Consider the following 14,125-nt stretch of genomic DNA (forward strand, 5'->3'; position numbering starts at 1 on the left):
GACGACGACGGCCCCGCACCGACGTACCGTCAGCCCGCGACCAGGCTGCGGACGATCCGGGCCGCACCGGCCGGGCCGCCGATGATCGTGTAGTGGTTGGTGTCCGGCACCGCCGTCACGGTGACCCGGTCCCGGTCCAGCCCCGCGTGCTCGATCCGACCGGCGTCGTAGAGGCCCTGGGGCTCGTTCATCAGACCGCGCGCGGCCCAGAGCAGTTCGGCCCGGCAGGGCAGTTGGTGGATCGCGGTGGCCGCGTCCTTGTCCAGCAGGACCTCACGGCCGTCCTGGTGGATCGCCTCGGCTACGCAGGAGGAGCGCAACTCGGGCTCCTCGCCAATCAGATCGCGCTGGGTGTAGTCGTCCAGCGCGGCCCGCCACTCCCCCGCGAAGGCGGGGTGCCGCTGCCAGAACGCCCGGTAGGCGGCCCGGCTCTCGAAGGTCATGTCCAGCCGGGCCAGGGCTGGGCCGAGCACGGCGGCCAGCGCGTCGTCCTCGCTGACGCCGGGCGGCAACGGGAAGCTCACCGCTCCGTCCACCAGGACCAGGGAGTCCGCCAGTTCGGGATGGCGGACGGCGGCCAGGGCACTGACCCAGGCGCCCATCGAGTGGCCCACCAGCCGCACCCGGCCGAGGCCGAGGGCGCTGGTCAGAGTGGCCAGGTCGTCGGCGTGCCTGGCCAGACCGTACGGCCCGGCGACCGTGCGGCTGCCTGCCCGGCCGCGCAGGTCGGGTGCCACCAGGGTGGCCCGGCCGGCGAGTTGGCGTGCCACCTCGCTCCAGGCGAGGGCGTTGGCCGTGATGCCGTGCACCGCCAGCACGGTGGGGAGGGCCTCGCCCGCCGCCGGGTCCGTGGCCGGCCAGCGGAGCACCGTCAGCTCGCCGCCCGGCACGGGGACGGTCAGCTCCTCGGGGACGGGCACGGGTGTGGGACTGGGCACGGAGCTCATGCGGGGTCACCTTCCGGGGAGCGGGCGGGGGTGGTCCCCCCGGCCTCGGTGGAGTCCGTGCCGGGGACACCCGGCCCGGTGCCCCCGGCACGGGCGGTCCGGGAACGGGCGGTCCCGGAACGGGCGGTCCGGGAACGGGCGGTCCCGGAACGGGCGGTGCGGATCCGGGCGGGCAGTCTGGCGAGACCGCCGGGCAGCAGGTACACCACGGCGACGAACAGGGATCCGAGCAGGAAGAGCGGTTGGGAGAGCGGCACCCGGAGCACCACCGGGAGGTCGGCGATGGCGGAGGAATTGGCCAGATCACCCAGGCGGTGCCCGGCCCAGGTGTAGAGGACGCCACCGAGCAGCGGGCCCCAGCGGCTGCCGGAGCCGCCGAGCACCACCATGACCAGCAGGGCGAGCGTGGCGTCGGAGCCGGCGGCCTGCGGAGTGGCACCGCCGGTGAGCAGCAGGTAGACCACTCCGCCGAGCCCCGCCAGGCCGCCGGCGATGACGAAGGCGACCAGCTTGAAGCCGTAGGGTCGCAGGCCGAGCACCTCGACCCGGCGTTCGTTCTCCTTGATGCCCTCCCAGACCCGTCCGGTCGGGGAGTTGACGGTCCAGTGCACCACCGCGAGCGTGAGCACCAGGTACCCGAGGGCGATCCAGTAGAGATTGGCGGTGTTCTCGATCCCGACCAGGGATCCGGGCAGCAGGTCGACCGGGGCGGCCCGGCCCTCCTCGCCGCCGGTGACCCCGCCGGGGTTGCGCTGGACCAGGATCGAGCCGGCCTGGGCGAAGGCGAGGGTCACCATCGAGAAGCCGATGCCGGTCACCCGGAGGCTGACCGAGCCGAGCAGCAGCGCCAGGCTGACGCTGCACCCGACACCGAACAGCGCGGCGGCGGCGAAGGGGAGTTGGAGCTCCAGCATGCCGAGGTCGGTCCCGTACAGACCGGCGGCGAAGTAGAGCGCGTGGCCGAAGGAGAGCAGACCGGTGCGGCCGAGCAGGAGGTCGTAGCCGGTGGCCAGGGCCCCGTACACCAGGCACAGGGCGATCAGTTGAAGACTTCCGGGGCTGCCGAGCGGGCCGTCGAGGAGCCCCGGAACGGGAAGCGCACTGTATGGGGCGACAAGGAACAGGATCAGCAGAGCGATCGGCCACCAGCGTAGGGCGCGCCGCCCAGCAGCTGTCGAGACCTTCCCGATTGATTCACCTGTTCGAGGGATGGTGCGATCCGATGCCCCGGGAGCAGACTTGGCGTCAGCGGTACTGCTGGTGCTCGTGGTTGAGGTGTCCGTGCTCACGCGAGCCTCCCGGTGAGTCCGCGCGGCCGGACCAGGAGCAGGACGGCCAGGAGCACGACGACCGAGAGGTCGCCGAGTCCGGCGGCACCGAGCCCGGCGGACGCAGCGTAGTTGGCGAACTGCTGGACGAGACCCACTGCGACGGAGGCCAGCGCCGCTCCGGTGACGGAGCCCATGCCGCCCATCACCACCACCACGAAGGCGAAGACGAGCAGGCTGGTCCCCTGGCCGGGGTGGACGGAGCCGAAGTAGAGGCCGCTGAGCGCACCGCCGAGGGCAGCGGCCGCTCCCCCGATGGCGAAGACCAGGGTGAACGCCTTTCGGACGTCGATGCCGAGGGCCGTGACCATCGCGCGGTCCTCCACCCCGGCCCGGACCACCAGCCCGTACCTGGTGCGGCCGAGGAAGAGGCGCAGTGCCACCAGGACCAGGCCGGCCGCCGCGAGCAGGACGAAGCGGTTGACCGGGACGATCGCGCCGAACAGCCCCACCGTGCCCGAGAGGGCGGCGGGTTGGGGGAAGGGCCGGGCGTCCGCACCCCAGATGCCCATCAGCAGCGCGGGTACCGCGAGACCGACCCCGACGGTGGCCAGGATCTGGTCCCGGGGCCGGCTGTAGAGAGGACGGATCAGCAGCAGTTCCAGCAGCACGGCCGCGACCGTGCCGACCGCCGTACCGAAGACCACCGCCAACCAGAAGCTCATCCCGCCCTCGGTGCCCGCCCACCAGGTGGCGTACGCACCGACCGAGAGCAGCGCCCCGTGGGCGAAGTTGAGCACGTCCATCAGCCCGAAGATCAGTGAGAGACCGGAGGCCACCAGGAAGTACAGCGCACCCAGCCCGAGGCCGGTGCAGGTGAGGAGGACGACGGTGTCCATCAGGGAGCCACCTCCGTGGTGACGGGAGCAGGGGAGGGGGCCGGCTGGGCGGGTGTCGGGCGGCCGACACCGAGCAGTCGGCGGGCGGCCTCCTCGTCGGCCAACAGCTCGGCGGTGGAGCCCCGGTGGGCGGTCCGTCCGTCGGCCAGCACCGCACAGGTGCCGGCCAGGCGCCGGACCAGGGCGAGGTTCTGTTCGACGAGCAGGACGGGCACGGTCGCGGCTGCCCGCTCCAGCACCTCCGCCACCTCGGCCACGATCTTCGGCGCCAGGCCCTTGGTGGGCTCGTCGGCGATGATCAACCGATTGCCGTTCAGCAGGGTCCGCCCGATCGCCACCATCTGCTGCTGACCGCCGGACAGCGTCCCGGCCAACTGCCCGGCCCGCCTCTTCAGTTCGGGGAAGAGTTCGTGGACCAGGTCGTACGCCGGGGCGCCGTCCCGCTCGGCCAACCGGAGGTTCTCGGCGACGGTCAGCCCGGCGAAGATGCCCCGGTCCTCGGGTGCGTACCCGATGCCCTGACGGACCACCAGATGGGTCGGCAGCCTGACGAGTTCGGTCCCGGCGAACAGCAGGCTCCCGGTCCGGGGCACCAGCCCCATCACCGCCTTGACCGTGGTGGTCTTCCCGGCGCCGTTGCGCCCGAGCAGGGCGGTGACGCCGGTGGGCGCCACCTCGAGGTCCACCCCGTGCAGGATGTGGAGGCCGTCGATCACCACCCGCAGGTCCCGGACCGTCAGCAGCGGTTCGGCGGCCCCGGGTTGTCCGGAGGGAGAGGCGGGAGAGCTGGAGGGAGCAAGAGAGGGAGCAAGAGAGGGAGCGGGGGCAGCGGCCGGGGCGGCGGCGGAGTCGTGGGAGTCGGTCACAGCCCCTCCCCCAGGTAGGCCTGCTGCACGGTGGCGTCGGCCATCACCGCCGCGGGCGTGTCGAGTGCGAGCAGCGTGCCGTGGTGCATCACGGCCAGCCGGTCGGCCAGGCCGAGCAGGACGTCCATGTGGTGCTCCACCATCAGTACGGTGCGGCCGAGGTCCCGGTGCACCGAGCGGATCAGCGCGGTCAGCGCCGGGACCTCCTCCGCGCTGACGCCGGCCATCGGCTCGTCCAGCAGGATCAGCCGGGGGTCGGAGACCAACAACACCGCCAGTTCGAGCTTGCGCTTCTCCCCGTGCGAGAGGGCACCGGCCAAGGTGTCGGCGCGGTGGGCGAGTTCGGTCCGCTCCAGGGTCTCGGCGACCTGGGTCGCGTACCGCCCGGCCCGGCGCCAGATCCGGTACGAGGCCGCCGGTCCGGCCGCCGCCTGGGCCGCGAGCCGGACGTGGTCCGCCACCGTCATCCCGGCCCACAGCGAGGAGGTCTGGAAGGTCCGGCCGAGGCCCCGACGGGCCCGGCCGTGCACCGACTCGGTGGTGATGTCCGCACCGTCGAGCTCGATCGAGCCGTGGGTCGCCGGGTAGATGCCGGAGATCAGGTTGAAGAGGGAGGTCTTGCCGGCGCCGTTCGGTCCGATGAAGGCGATGAACTCGCCCTCCCGCACGTCGAACGAGACGTCCTCGACGATCGGCACCCCACGCACCGACCAGCCGACGCCGCGCAGCCGCAGCACCCGCCCCGGCTGCTCCCGACCCGGGCCTCCCACCGCCGTCACCGCCCTGCCGACGCCCACCGCCCTGCCGACGCCCACCGCCTCGGCGGCGGTCGCGGCCCCGCGTTCCGTCACCGGGATCAGCCCGCGATCTTGGCGACCGGAGGTGCCACCTGGTCGGCCTGGACGGTCTTCTCCACCGAGGGCTTGGCAGCGGCCCCGGCACCGGTCAGCTTCACCTGGAACATCGGCTGGAGCAGCGCGTGGTCCTCGGCCCGGACGGTCAGCCGGCCCTTCACCCCGTCGAAGCTCCACCCCTCCAGCGCCTTCACCAGGGCGTCGGTGTCGTCGGCCGAGCCCTTGTTGGCTTCGATCGCGTGCACCACCATCTGGGCCGCCGTGAAGCCGTCCGGGGTGAAGATGTCCGGCTTGGCACCGGCCTTGCCGACGGCGGCGGCCATCGCCTTCTCCACCTCGGTCCCGGCCGCGCCGTCGAAGTAGTGGTTCAGGAAGGAGATCTTCTCGGCCGCCGGGCCGAAGAGCGGGTAGGAGGCTGCCAGGTCGAGCCCGGTCACCACCTTGGTCGAGGCGAAGACGTCCTGCTGGTTGAGAGAGGTCCAGAGCGCGGCGGACGTCTCCCCCGCCCAGGCCACGAACAGCAGGTCGGGCTTGGCCGACTTGGCCTGCGTCGCGAAGGGAGTGAGGTCGGTCGCGCTCGGCGGGGCGAGCACCGACTCCACGCTCGCGCCCTGCTCGCCGAGCACCGCCTTCACCGCCGCCACGTTGGCCTGCCCGAAGGCGTTGTCCTGGGCCAGCACCGCGACCTTCTTGCCCTTCGCGTCGCCGATGAAGGAGGCCGCGGTCCGGATGTCCTGGTACGACTGACGACCGGAACGGAAGGTGTACTTGTTCAGCCCGGTGACCTTGTCGGCGGCGGCCGGGCCGCTGATGAAGAGCACCTTGTTCTGCGCCGCGATCGGTCCGACCTGGAGCGCGACGCCCGAAGCGGTCGAGCCGACCAGGATCTTGTGCCCCTTGCCGATCAGGTCCTTGGCCGCCGAGACCGCCTTGGCCGGGTCACCCGCGTCGTCCTGCTCGGCCAGCTCGACCGGGTGGCCGTCCACCGTGCCCGTGCCCTTGGTCGCGTGGTCCAGGCCGGCCTTGAAGCCCTCCGCGTACTGCTTGCCGTAGGCCGCCAGCGGCCCGGTCTTGGAGTACACCAGGCCGACCTTGACCGGGCTCTTCGCCGCCCCGGCCCCACCGTCGGCCGACGTGGTCCCGGCCGTCCCGGCCTTGGCGCAGCCCACGGCACCCGTCACGAGCAGCCCGCAGGCCGCGACGAGGGCCAGCCCACGGCGCCGCGCCCGGCCTCCGTCCCCCACGGAGACGGACGGGCCTGCCTCCTGACGGTCCGTCCGGGCTACGGCTCTGGTGCTGAGGGTGGTCTTGCGCATGGTGTCCGACTCCTGACGGCTGGGGGTACGGCGTTGGGGCTGGGCTTGAGGGGCTGGGGCTGGGCTTGAGGGGCTGCGGTAGAGGAGGGGCTGCGACCGCGGCGTCCGGGCCATCGCGTCGGCAGGGTTCGGGACGTTCGGGACGCGGCTCGACCAGGCCCGGGGTGCCCACGCGGGGCAGCTGTCGGCGCGGCAACGGTGGTGGTGGATTCCGGAACCGTAGGTGCGCCACCTGTCGGGCGACATGTGACGGGACGACGCAGCAGCCCCCGGGATTGTGTGATGGCCCGCCATATCGCCCTCCCCGGGTACGGAAGGGCCTCGTCAGGTGTGCCGCGCACCCATGGCATCCGTCCGACCCATGGCCCCGGCCGCCATGGAAAGCCGCCCGGCCGCGCGGTGAAGGTGGGAGCGCAGCAGACCCCCAACCCCTCATGAGGTGACTCCCCTTGGACAAGGTCCTGGACTCCCCGGCCCGCGCGGTCGAGGACATCCCCGACGGCGCCGCACTGGCCGTCGGCGGCTTCGGCCTCTGCGGCATCCCCAGCACCCTGATCGGCGCCCTGGTCGAGGCCGGCACCACCGGGCTGCGGGTGGTCTCCAACAACTGCGGCGTGGACGACTGGGGCCTCGGCCTCCTCCTGCGGGCCGGTCGGATCGCACGGATGACCTCCTCCTACGTCGGGGAGAACAAGGAGTTCGCCCGCCAGTACCTCTCCGGGGAGTTGGAGGTGGAGCTCACGCCGCAGGGCACCCTCGCCGAACGCCTGCGGGCCGGTGGCGCGGGCATTCCGGCCTTCTTCACCCCGGCTGGGGTCGGCACCCAGGTCGAGGAGGGCGGACTGCCCTGGCGGTACACCGCCGACGGGGGTGTGGCGGTGGCCTCACCGCCGAAGGAGACGAGGCAGTTCGGCGGCCGCCGCTACCTGCTGGAGGAGGCCATCACCACCGACTTCGCGCTGGTCCGCGCCGAGGTGGCGGACCGGCACGGCAACTGCGTCTTCCACGCCACCGCGCAGAACTTCAACCCGCTCTGCGCGGGCGCCGGTCGGATCACCCTGGTCGAGGCCGACCGGATCGTCGATCCCGGCGCGATCCCGCCGAACGCAGTCCACCTGCCCGGCATCTACGTCGACCGCGTGGTCACCGCCGACCCGGACGACCGCCGGATCGAGCGCCGCACCGTCCACACCGACTCCCGGGGGCACTGACCCATGACCACCACCGACGCGCGCGCCACCACCGACACACAGGCCACCACCCACCCGCAGTCTGCCGCCCACCCACAGGCCGCCGCCGAAGCACGGGCCACCACCGAAGCACGGACCACCACCGACCGGGAGAGCGACCTCCGCCACCTGCTGGCCGCCCGCGCGGCACGGGAGTTGACCGACGGTCAGTACGTGAACCTGGGCATCGGGATCCCGACCCTGATCCCCGACCACCTCCCGACCGGCGTGCACGTGGTGCTCCACTCCGAGAACGGCATCCTCGGCGTCGGCCCGTACCCCGACGCCGGCGAGGAGCACCCCGACGTGATCAACGCCGGCAAGGAGACCGTCACCGTCGCCGACGGCGCCGCCTACTTCGACTCCGCCGTCTCCTTCGGCATGATCCGGGCCGGCCGGATCGACGTCTCGGTGCTCGGTGCGATGCAGGTCTCGGCCTCCGGCGACCTGGCCAACTGGATGATCCCCGGCAAGATGGTCAAGGGCATGGGCGGCGCGATGGACCTGGTGCACGGCGCACGCCGGGTCGTCGTGGTGATGGAGCACACCGCCAAGGACGGCTCCCCGAAGATCGTCGACGAGCTGTCACTTCCCGCCACCGGACGGGGAGTCGTGCACCGCATCGTCACCGACCTGGCCGTCATCGACGTCACGCCCGAGGGTCTCCGCCTGGTCGAGGTCGCCCCCGGCCACACCTTCGAGGAGGTCCAGGCCGCGACGGCCCCCCGCCTGCTCTGACAGGACAGCTCCACAAGACAGCCCCACAAGACAGTTCCTCAGGACAGCTCCGCCCCGGGGTGGCCTGGAGCGTCCGCTCCGGCGGCGGGCGTCAGGCCGCCCCGGCCAGCCCCAGCGCGTACGGGAGCCAGAAGTCCCCCGCAGCCGGCTCTCCCCTGCCGCAGTCGCCATCCGACTCGCCCGGGTTCTTCACCCAGAGCAACGCGTCCAGCTTCTCCAGGCCGGTCCGGGTGGTGGGCGCCTGGCCGAGGGCGCGTCCCGGCGGGTTGCACCAACTGGTGCCCCCGGGTGAGCCGTTGCCGTTGCGGCTGGTGTCGATCACGAAGTTCTTGCCGCCGAGCGCCGCCGAGACCTCCCGGCCGTAGGAGTAACTCTCCTCGGTGGAGTAGAAGTTGGAGACGTTGAGGGCGAATCCGTCCGCCGCGCCCGCACCGGAGCTCTGCAGGGCGTGAGCCAGGGCGGACCGGTCCTTGACCCAGCCCGCGTTGCCGGCGTCCAGGTACACCCGCACCTTCGGGCGCTTCTTCAACTCACCGACCGCGTAAGCCAACAGGGCGAACCGGTCGGGCCCCGCCGCGGCACAGCCGTCCACCGTCTGGGCGACCGCGTCCGGTTCCAGCACCACCCAGGCCGGACGGTCCCCCAGCCCGGCCGCCACCCGGTCGATCCACGCCCGGTACTCCGCTCCGTCGGCCGCCCCACCCGCCGAGTAGAGGCCGCAGTCGCGGTGCGGGATGCCGTAGACGACCAGCAGCGGCACCCGACCCTCCAGGGCGGCCCGCCGGGTCTGCACCTCGGCCACCTGCCCGGCGTCGGCGCCGGTGAGCCAGAGTGCCGCCGAACCACGGGCGATCCGGCCCAGCGCCGCCGCCTGGTCCCCCGCGGCCTTCGCGGCCGCCCGCTGGGCGGCCCCGAACGGAGAGACGTAGAACCCCCTGGCGGCAAGGTCCTCCCCCGCCGGAGCACCCGTCGCGGATCCCGAAGCAACGGCGGAGATACGAGGAAGCGTCGGATCGCTACCCGGAGCCGACGGTCCACCACCCCCTGACGGTCCGGCAGCTCCGCACCCCGTCAGAACCAGCAACGCCCCCGCCACCCCGAACCAGCGCCGCAGCACCCGTACCGCCTCCCCGCTCAGACCCGCCGAGACCCGCTGAGACCCGCTGAGACCCACTCAGCCCCGCCCGGCCCGCCCCGACCGACACCCGTGGTCGGCTCCGGCCGTCAGCCTCGCACAACAGCTCGACCTCACCGGCCACGGGCGTCCGTCTCGGGAGAGCCGCGGCTCAGGCCTCCAGGTCCGCGAGCTTCGGCAGCTGCCAGTCGATCGGCTCCCCGCCGGACTCGACCAGCGCCTCGTTGATCTGCGAGAACGGCCGGCTGCCGAAGAACAGCTTGGCCGACAGCGGCGACGGGTGCGCACCCTGCACCACCACGTGCCGGGTGGTGTCGATCAGCGGCAGCTTCTTCTTGGCGTAGTTGCCCCAGAGCACGAAGACGCAGGGCTCCTCGCGGGCGCTGACCGCCGAGATCACCGCGTCGGTGAACTTCTCCCAGCCCTTGCCCTTGTGGGAGTTGGCCTCGTGGGCGCGCACGGTGAGCACCGCGTTCAGCAGCAGGACGCCCTGCTCGGCCCACTTCATCAGGTAGCCGTGGTCCGGCGCGGGGACGCCGAGGTCGGCGTCCAGCTCCTTGTAGATGTTCCGCAGCGACGGCGGGATCTTGATCCCGGGCTGCACCGAGAAGCTCATCCCGTGCGCCTGGTTGTCGTCGTGGTACGGGTCCTGCCCGAGCACCAGCACCCGGACCTTGTCGTAGGGCGTCGCCGCCAGCGCCGCGAACTCCTGCCCGCTCGGCGGGAAGACCTGGTGCTCGGCCCGCTGCGCCGCCACGAAGTCCGTCAGCTCGGCGAAGTACGGCTTCGCCAACTCCCCGGCCAGCGCCGCCTGCCAGGACTCCGGCACCTCGAACGCGGCCACGGTCTCCACCAACTCCGTCACGACCCACTGCCTTTCACGACAAACCCGTCTCCAACACCCCGAACGCTACACACCCCCGCCGACACCCCCGCGCCGATCGTCGGACCGTTCACCGAGCCGTTCACCGAGCCAGCCACCGAACCGACCGCCGAACCAGCCACCCGGCGGCCGCCGCTCCCCACCTGCCCCTCCGCTCCCGGGGCGACTAGGCTTGCCCGCGTTGGGGCAGTCAGTAGCGCCCGGCCGGCCACAGGCGTCCGGTCCGTGCGAATCCGGACCATCGCAAGACCTTAGGGAGACACCTACGTGGCAGAGCGCAAGGCCATCGAGACCTGGCTCACCGACATGGACGGAGTCCTCATCCACGAGGGCGTGCCGATCCCCGGGGCCGACGCCTTCATCAAGCGGCTGCGGGAGTCCGGGAAGCCGTTCCTGGTCCTGACCAACAACTCGATCTACACCCAGCGGGACCTGCACGCCCGGCTGGCCCGGATGGGCCTCGACGTCCCCGCCGAGCACATCTGGACCTCGGCGCTGGCCACCGCCAAGTTCCTGGACGACCAGCGTCCGAACGGCACCGCCTACGTGATCGGCGAGGCCGGTCTGACCACGGCGCTGCACGACATCGGGTACGTCCTCACCGACACCGACCCCGACTTCGTGGTCCTCGGCGAGACCCGGACCTACTCCTTCGAGGCCCTGACCAAGGCCGTCCGTCTGATCAACGACGGCGCCCGGTTCATCGCCACCAACCCGGACGAGACCGGCCCCTCGGCCGAGGGCGCCCTCCCGGCCACGGGTGCGGTCGCGGCGCTCATCACCAAGGCCACCGGCGTCGAGCCGTACTTCGTGGGGAAGCCCAACCCCCTGATGATGCGGGCCGGGCTGAACGCCATCGGCGCGCACTCCGAGAACAGCGCGATGATCGGCGACCGCATGGACACCGACATCGTCTCGGGCATGGAGGCTGGCATGTCGACCTTCCTGGTCCTCACCGGCCTGACCCAGCGGGGCGAGGTGGAGCGCTTCCCGTACCGGCCGACCCAGGTGGCCGACTCGATCGCCGACCTGGTCGACCTGATCTGAGCCCCTCCGGGGGTCCCGCCCGCACCGGGCCGGACCCCCGGACCCCGGTCCCCCGGACCCCCGGCACTCCACCCGCGCGTCCCGCGCTTCCCATAACGGACGGTCCGCTCCGCCCTCGGAGCACGCTCTGATGCCGACCTCAAGGGAGCCTTAAGCGCTTCCTAACAATCTGAAGGGCCGTCAACTCCCGGACGCCCCATGGCTACGTTCTCCTCAGCGACCCCACATCGCCGACCGCGGCGGCCCCACACCGCCGCACCCGGTGACCCCCACCGCTGAATGCCGAACGGAGCACCCACCCATGTCATTCCGCCGTACCGCAGCCGTGTTCACGCTGGCCGGCACCGCGCTCGCCTCCACCGTACTGGGCACCGGCGCCGCCTCCGCGCACGGGTCCCTGCAGAACCCGCTCAGCCGGGTCTACGGCTGCTACCTCGAAGGTCCGGAGCAGCCCAAGTCGGCCGCCTGCAAGGCCGCCATCGCGTTCGGCGGCACCCAGGCCATGTACGACTGGAACGGCGTCCGGATCGGCGACGCGGCCGGCCGCCACCGCCAGCTGATCCCGGACGGCCGGCTGTGCAGCGCCGGGGCGAACGAGTTCGTCGGCCTGGACCTGCCCCGCAACGACTGGCCGGCCACCAACCTCACCGCCGGCGCCAGGACCAACTTCAAGTTCCGCGCCACCGCGCCGCACCGCGGCACCTTCCAGCTCTTCCTGACCAACAGCACCTACAACCCGAACGTCGCACTGAGCTGGTCCAACCTGGACACCACCCCGTTCGCCAGCATCACCGACCCGCAGGTGGTGGACGGCTACTACACCTTCCCGGTGACCATCCCGACCGGGAAGACGGGCCGTCAGATGGTCTACGCGATCTGGCAGCGCTCGGACAGCCCGGAGGCCTTCTACACCTGCTCCGACGTCACCTTCGACGGCACCGGCAAGGCCCCCGCCGCCGCACCGGCGGTCGCCCCGGCCGCGGACGCCGCGGCCCACCACGACCACAACGCCGTCCCCGCCGCGGCCCCCGCGGCCCCCGCCGCTCCCGCCGCTCCCGCGGCTGCCGCACCCGTCGCCGCACCGGCCGAGGCCCCCGTCATCGCCACGAACACCGGCACCACCCCCAGGACCCAGCTGGCCGAGACCGGTACCGACCGCTCCACCGGTCTGATGACCGCCGTCGGCACCTCCTTCCTGCTGGCCGGCGGCACGGTCGCCTTCCTGCACCGCCGCCGTCGCACCACCGCCCCCACCAGCCGCTGATCCAGCCCGGAACGGGCCCGGGCGGCCACGCCGTGCTGCGGCGCGGCTGCCCGGCACCCCCGCCGTGGTTGGGTAGGGGGATGACCAGCACACCCCCTCCCCCGTTCCGCGTCGGCCTGGTCGGCTACGGCCTGGCCGGCTCCGCCTTCCACGCCCCGCTGATCGCCACCACCACCGGACTGCGGCTGGACGCGGTGGTCACCGCCAACCCCGACCGCCGCGCCCAGCTGCACCAGCAGCACCCGGACGCCCGCCCCCTCGACACCCCCGAGCAGCTCCTCGACGAGGCCGCCGCCGGCCGGATCGACCTGGTGGTGATCGCCTCGCCGAACCGCACCCACGTGCCGCTGGCCCGGGCCGCCGTCGCCGCCGGGGTGCCCACCGTGGTGGACAAGCCGCTGGCCGCCACCGCCGCCGAGGCGGCGGAGCTCTGCGCGCTCGCCGAGCGGCGCGGCGTGCTGCTCTCGGTCTTCCAGAACCGCCGCTGGGACGGTGACTTCCTGACGGCCCGTCGGCTGGTGGAGTCCGGCGCGCTCGGCCGGGTTCACCGGTTCGAGTCGCGCTTCGAGCGTTTCCGCCCCAAGCCCAAGCCGGGCTGGCGCGAGCTGGCCGACCCGGCCGAGGTCGGCGGCACCCTGTACGACCTGGGCAGCCACCTGGTGGACCAGGCGCTGACCCTGTTCGGCCCGGTGGACACGGTCTACGCCGAGGTCGAGACCCTCCGGGACGGCGCCGTGGTGGACGACGACGCGTTCCTCGCGCTGAGCCACGCCTCCGGCGTCCGCTCCCACCTGTGGACCAGCGCGCTCAGCCCGCTCGGCGGCCCGCGCCTGCGGGTGCTCGGCGACGCGGCCGGCTACGTCAAGTACGGCATGGACCCGCAGGAGGCCGAGCTGCGCAACGGCCACCGGCCCGCCCCCGGCACCACCTGGGGCACCGAGAGCCCGGCCTCGTACGGCGTGCTGGGCACCGACGACTCCTCGGCCCCGGCCCCGACCGCCCCCGGCGACTACCCGGCCTACTACGCGGGCATCGCCGCCGCCCTCGCCGACGGCACCCCGCCGCCGGTCGACCCCCGGGACGCCGTCGCCACCCTCACCGTCCTGGAGGCGGCCCACGCCTCCTCCGCCACCGGCACCACCGTCCGGATCGCCGGGAACTGACGACACGCCGTCCGAACCCGGCCAATGGGCGCGTACGATGGCCGAACCGAACGCACGCACACCAGTCCGAGGAGGTCCGGCCGATGTCACTGCTCGCCGTGCTGCTCGGCCTGGTACGCCTGCTGACGGGCGATCAGCCGGCCTCCTCGGGCAGCCTCGGCGCCGTCGCGGCGGCCGCCACCCTGGTCCTGCTGGCCGGGGTGGCCGCCACTGCGCTGGCCACCGCCCGCCTCCTCGGGGCACGGGCCCCGAGCGCGGTCCGCGACCGCGCGCTGCGCCGACGCGCCTACCGCTCGGCGTTCCTCCCGCAACGTGATCCGGACGCCCGGGGCCGTCGCCGCCCCAGGGCACCGGGTGCGGCCCCGACGGCCGCCTGAGCACGCGTCACACCGATAACACCGGCACCACCAGCACCCCGCTCACCGGCCGTCCTCCGCCGACCTCTCATCCCCGCGCGCCCGCACCCGCTCCGTGCACGAGCACGAGCAGGGGCACGCCCGCGCGCTCCAGAGACCC

At 73.0% G+C, this 14,125-nt stretch carries 14 protein-coding genes; 6 read left to right on the plus strand and 8 right to left on the minus strand.

Annotation, left to right across the window (positions count from 1 at the left end; all coding sequences use genetic code 11):
* Positions 1–29: 29 nt before the first annotated feature.
* The 6 genes from ACZ6ZR_RS13495 to ACZ6ZR_RS13520 form a co-directional block, all read right to left on the minus strand.
* Positions 30–947 (minus strand): alpha/beta fold hydrolase, encoded by a 918-nt coding sequence (locus ACZ6ZR_RS13495; RefSeq protein WP_465642237.1) that lies wholly within the window; start codon positions 945–947, stop codon positions 30–32.
* Positions 944–2,158, minus strand: coding sequence for a branched-chain amino acid ABC transporter permease (locus ACZ6ZR_RS13500; protein ID WP_465642284.1), 1,215 nt, complete (start codon positions 2,156–2,158; stop codon positions 944–946). The genes ACZ6ZR_RS13495 and ACZ6ZR_RS13500 overlap by 4 nt, the downstream gene beginning before the upstream one ends.
* A gap of 74 nt (positions 2,159–2,232) precedes the next feature.
* The gene (locus tag ACZ6ZR_RS13505; protein ID WP_465642238.1) at positions 2,233–3,114 is read right to left on the minus strand and encodes a branched-chain amino acid ABC transporter permease; all 882 of its coding nucleotides are present in this window, start codon (positions 3,112–3,114) and stop codon (positions 2,233–2,235) included.
* Complete coding sequence (locus ACZ6ZR_RS13510) at positions 3,114–3,857, minus strand: ABC transporter ATP-binding protein (RefSeq protein ID WP_465642285.1); 744 nt, start codon at positions 3,855–3,857, stop codon at positions 3,114–3,116. Before ACZ6ZR_RS13510 ends, ACZ6ZR_RS13505 begins: the two co-directional genes overlap by 1 nt.
* 119 nt (positions 3,858–3,976) lie before the next feature.
* Positions 3,977–4,759: an ABC transporter ATP-binding protein gene (locus ACZ6ZR_RS13515; protein WP_465642286.1), complete on the minus strand. Its 783-nt coding sequence runs from the start codon at positions 4,757–4,759 to the stop codon at positions 3,977–3,979.
* A 77-nt stretch (positions 4,760–4,836) separates the two neighbouring features.
* Complete coding sequence (locus ACZ6ZR_RS13520; protein WP_465642239.1) at positions 4,837–6,150, minus strand: substrate-binding domain-containing protein; 1,314 nt, start codon at positions 6,148–6,150, stop codon at positions 4,837–4,839.
* A 449-nt stretch (positions 6,151–6,599) separates the two neighbouring features.
* Here ACZ6ZR_RS13520 and ACZ6ZR_RS13525 point away from each other — a divergent pair, with 449 nt between their 5' ends.
* Together ACZ6ZR_RS13525 and ACZ6ZR_RS13530 are read left to right on the plus strand one after the other, a co-directional pair.
* Complete coding sequence (locus tag ACZ6ZR_RS13525; protein WP_465642240.1) at positions 6,600–7,361, plus strand: CoA transferase subunit A; 762 nt, start codon at positions 6,600–6,602, stop codon at positions 7,359–7,361.
* 3 nt (positions 7,362–7,364) lie between these two features.
* Positions 7,365–8,117, plus strand: a complete 753-nt coding sequence (locus ACZ6ZR_RS13530) for a 3-oxoacid CoA-transferase subunit B (RefSeq protein WP_465642241.1) — start codon at positions 7,365–7,367, stop codon at positions 8,115–8,117.
* A 91-nt stretch (positions 8,118–8,208) separates the two neighbouring features.
* On the opposite strand, the gene ACZ6ZR_RS13535 is transcribed toward ACZ6ZR_RS13530, so the two are convergent.
* Positions 8,209–9,291 carry a glycoside hydrolase family 6 protein gene (locus ACZ6ZR_RS13535; RefSeq protein ID WP_465642242.1) on the minus strand — a complete coding sequence of 361 codons (1,083 nt, stop codon included), beginning with the start codon at positions 9,289–9,291 and terminating at the stop codon, positions 8,209–8,211.
* Positions 9,292–9,403: 112 nt separating this feature from the next.
* A complete protein-coding gene (gene ung, locus ACZ6ZR_RS13540) occupies positions 9,404–10,117 on the minus strand; it encodes a uracil-DNA glycosylase (RefSeq protein ID WP_465642243.1) in 714 nt (237 codons plus the stop codon).
* 285 nt (positions 10,118–10,402) lie between these two features.
* Here ung and ACZ6ZR_RS13545 point away from each other — a divergent pair, with 285 nt between their 5' ends.
* The 4 genes from ACZ6ZR_RS13545 (at position 10,403) to ACZ6ZR_RS13560 (ending at position 13,986) form a co-directional block, all read left to right on the plus strand.
* Positions 10,403–11,182 (plus strand): HAD-IIA family hydrolase, encoded by a 780-nt coding sequence (locus ACZ6ZR_RS13545; RefSeq protein WP_465642244.1) that lies wholly within the window; start codon positions 10,403–10,405, stop codon positions 11,180–11,182.
* Positions 11,183–11,483: 301 nt separating this feature from the next.
* On the plus strand, positions 11,484–12,446 hold the full coding sequence (locus ACZ6ZR_RS13550) for a lytic polysaccharide monooxygenase auxiliary activity family 9 protein (RefSeq protein WP_465642245.1): 963 nt from the start codon (positions 11,484–11,486) through the stop codon (positions 12,444–12,446).
* An 80-nt stretch (positions 12,447–12,526) separates the two neighbouring features.
* Positions 12,527–13,609: a Gfo/Idh/MocA family protein gene (locus ACZ6ZR_RS13555; RefSeq protein WP_465642246.1), complete on the plus strand. Its 1,083-nt coding sequence runs from the start codon at positions 12,527–12,529 to the stop codon at positions 13,607–13,609.
* 83 nt (positions 13,610–13,692) lie between these two features.
* A complete protein-coding gene (locus ACZ6ZR_RS13560) occupies positions 13,693–13,986 on the plus strand; it encodes a DUF6412 domain-containing protein (protein WP_465642247.1) in 294 nt (97 codons plus the stop codon).
* Positions 13,987–14,125 lie beyond the last annotated feature (139 nt).

The sequence above is a fragment of the Kitasatospora sp. NPDC088742 genome, from assembly GCF_055584905.1.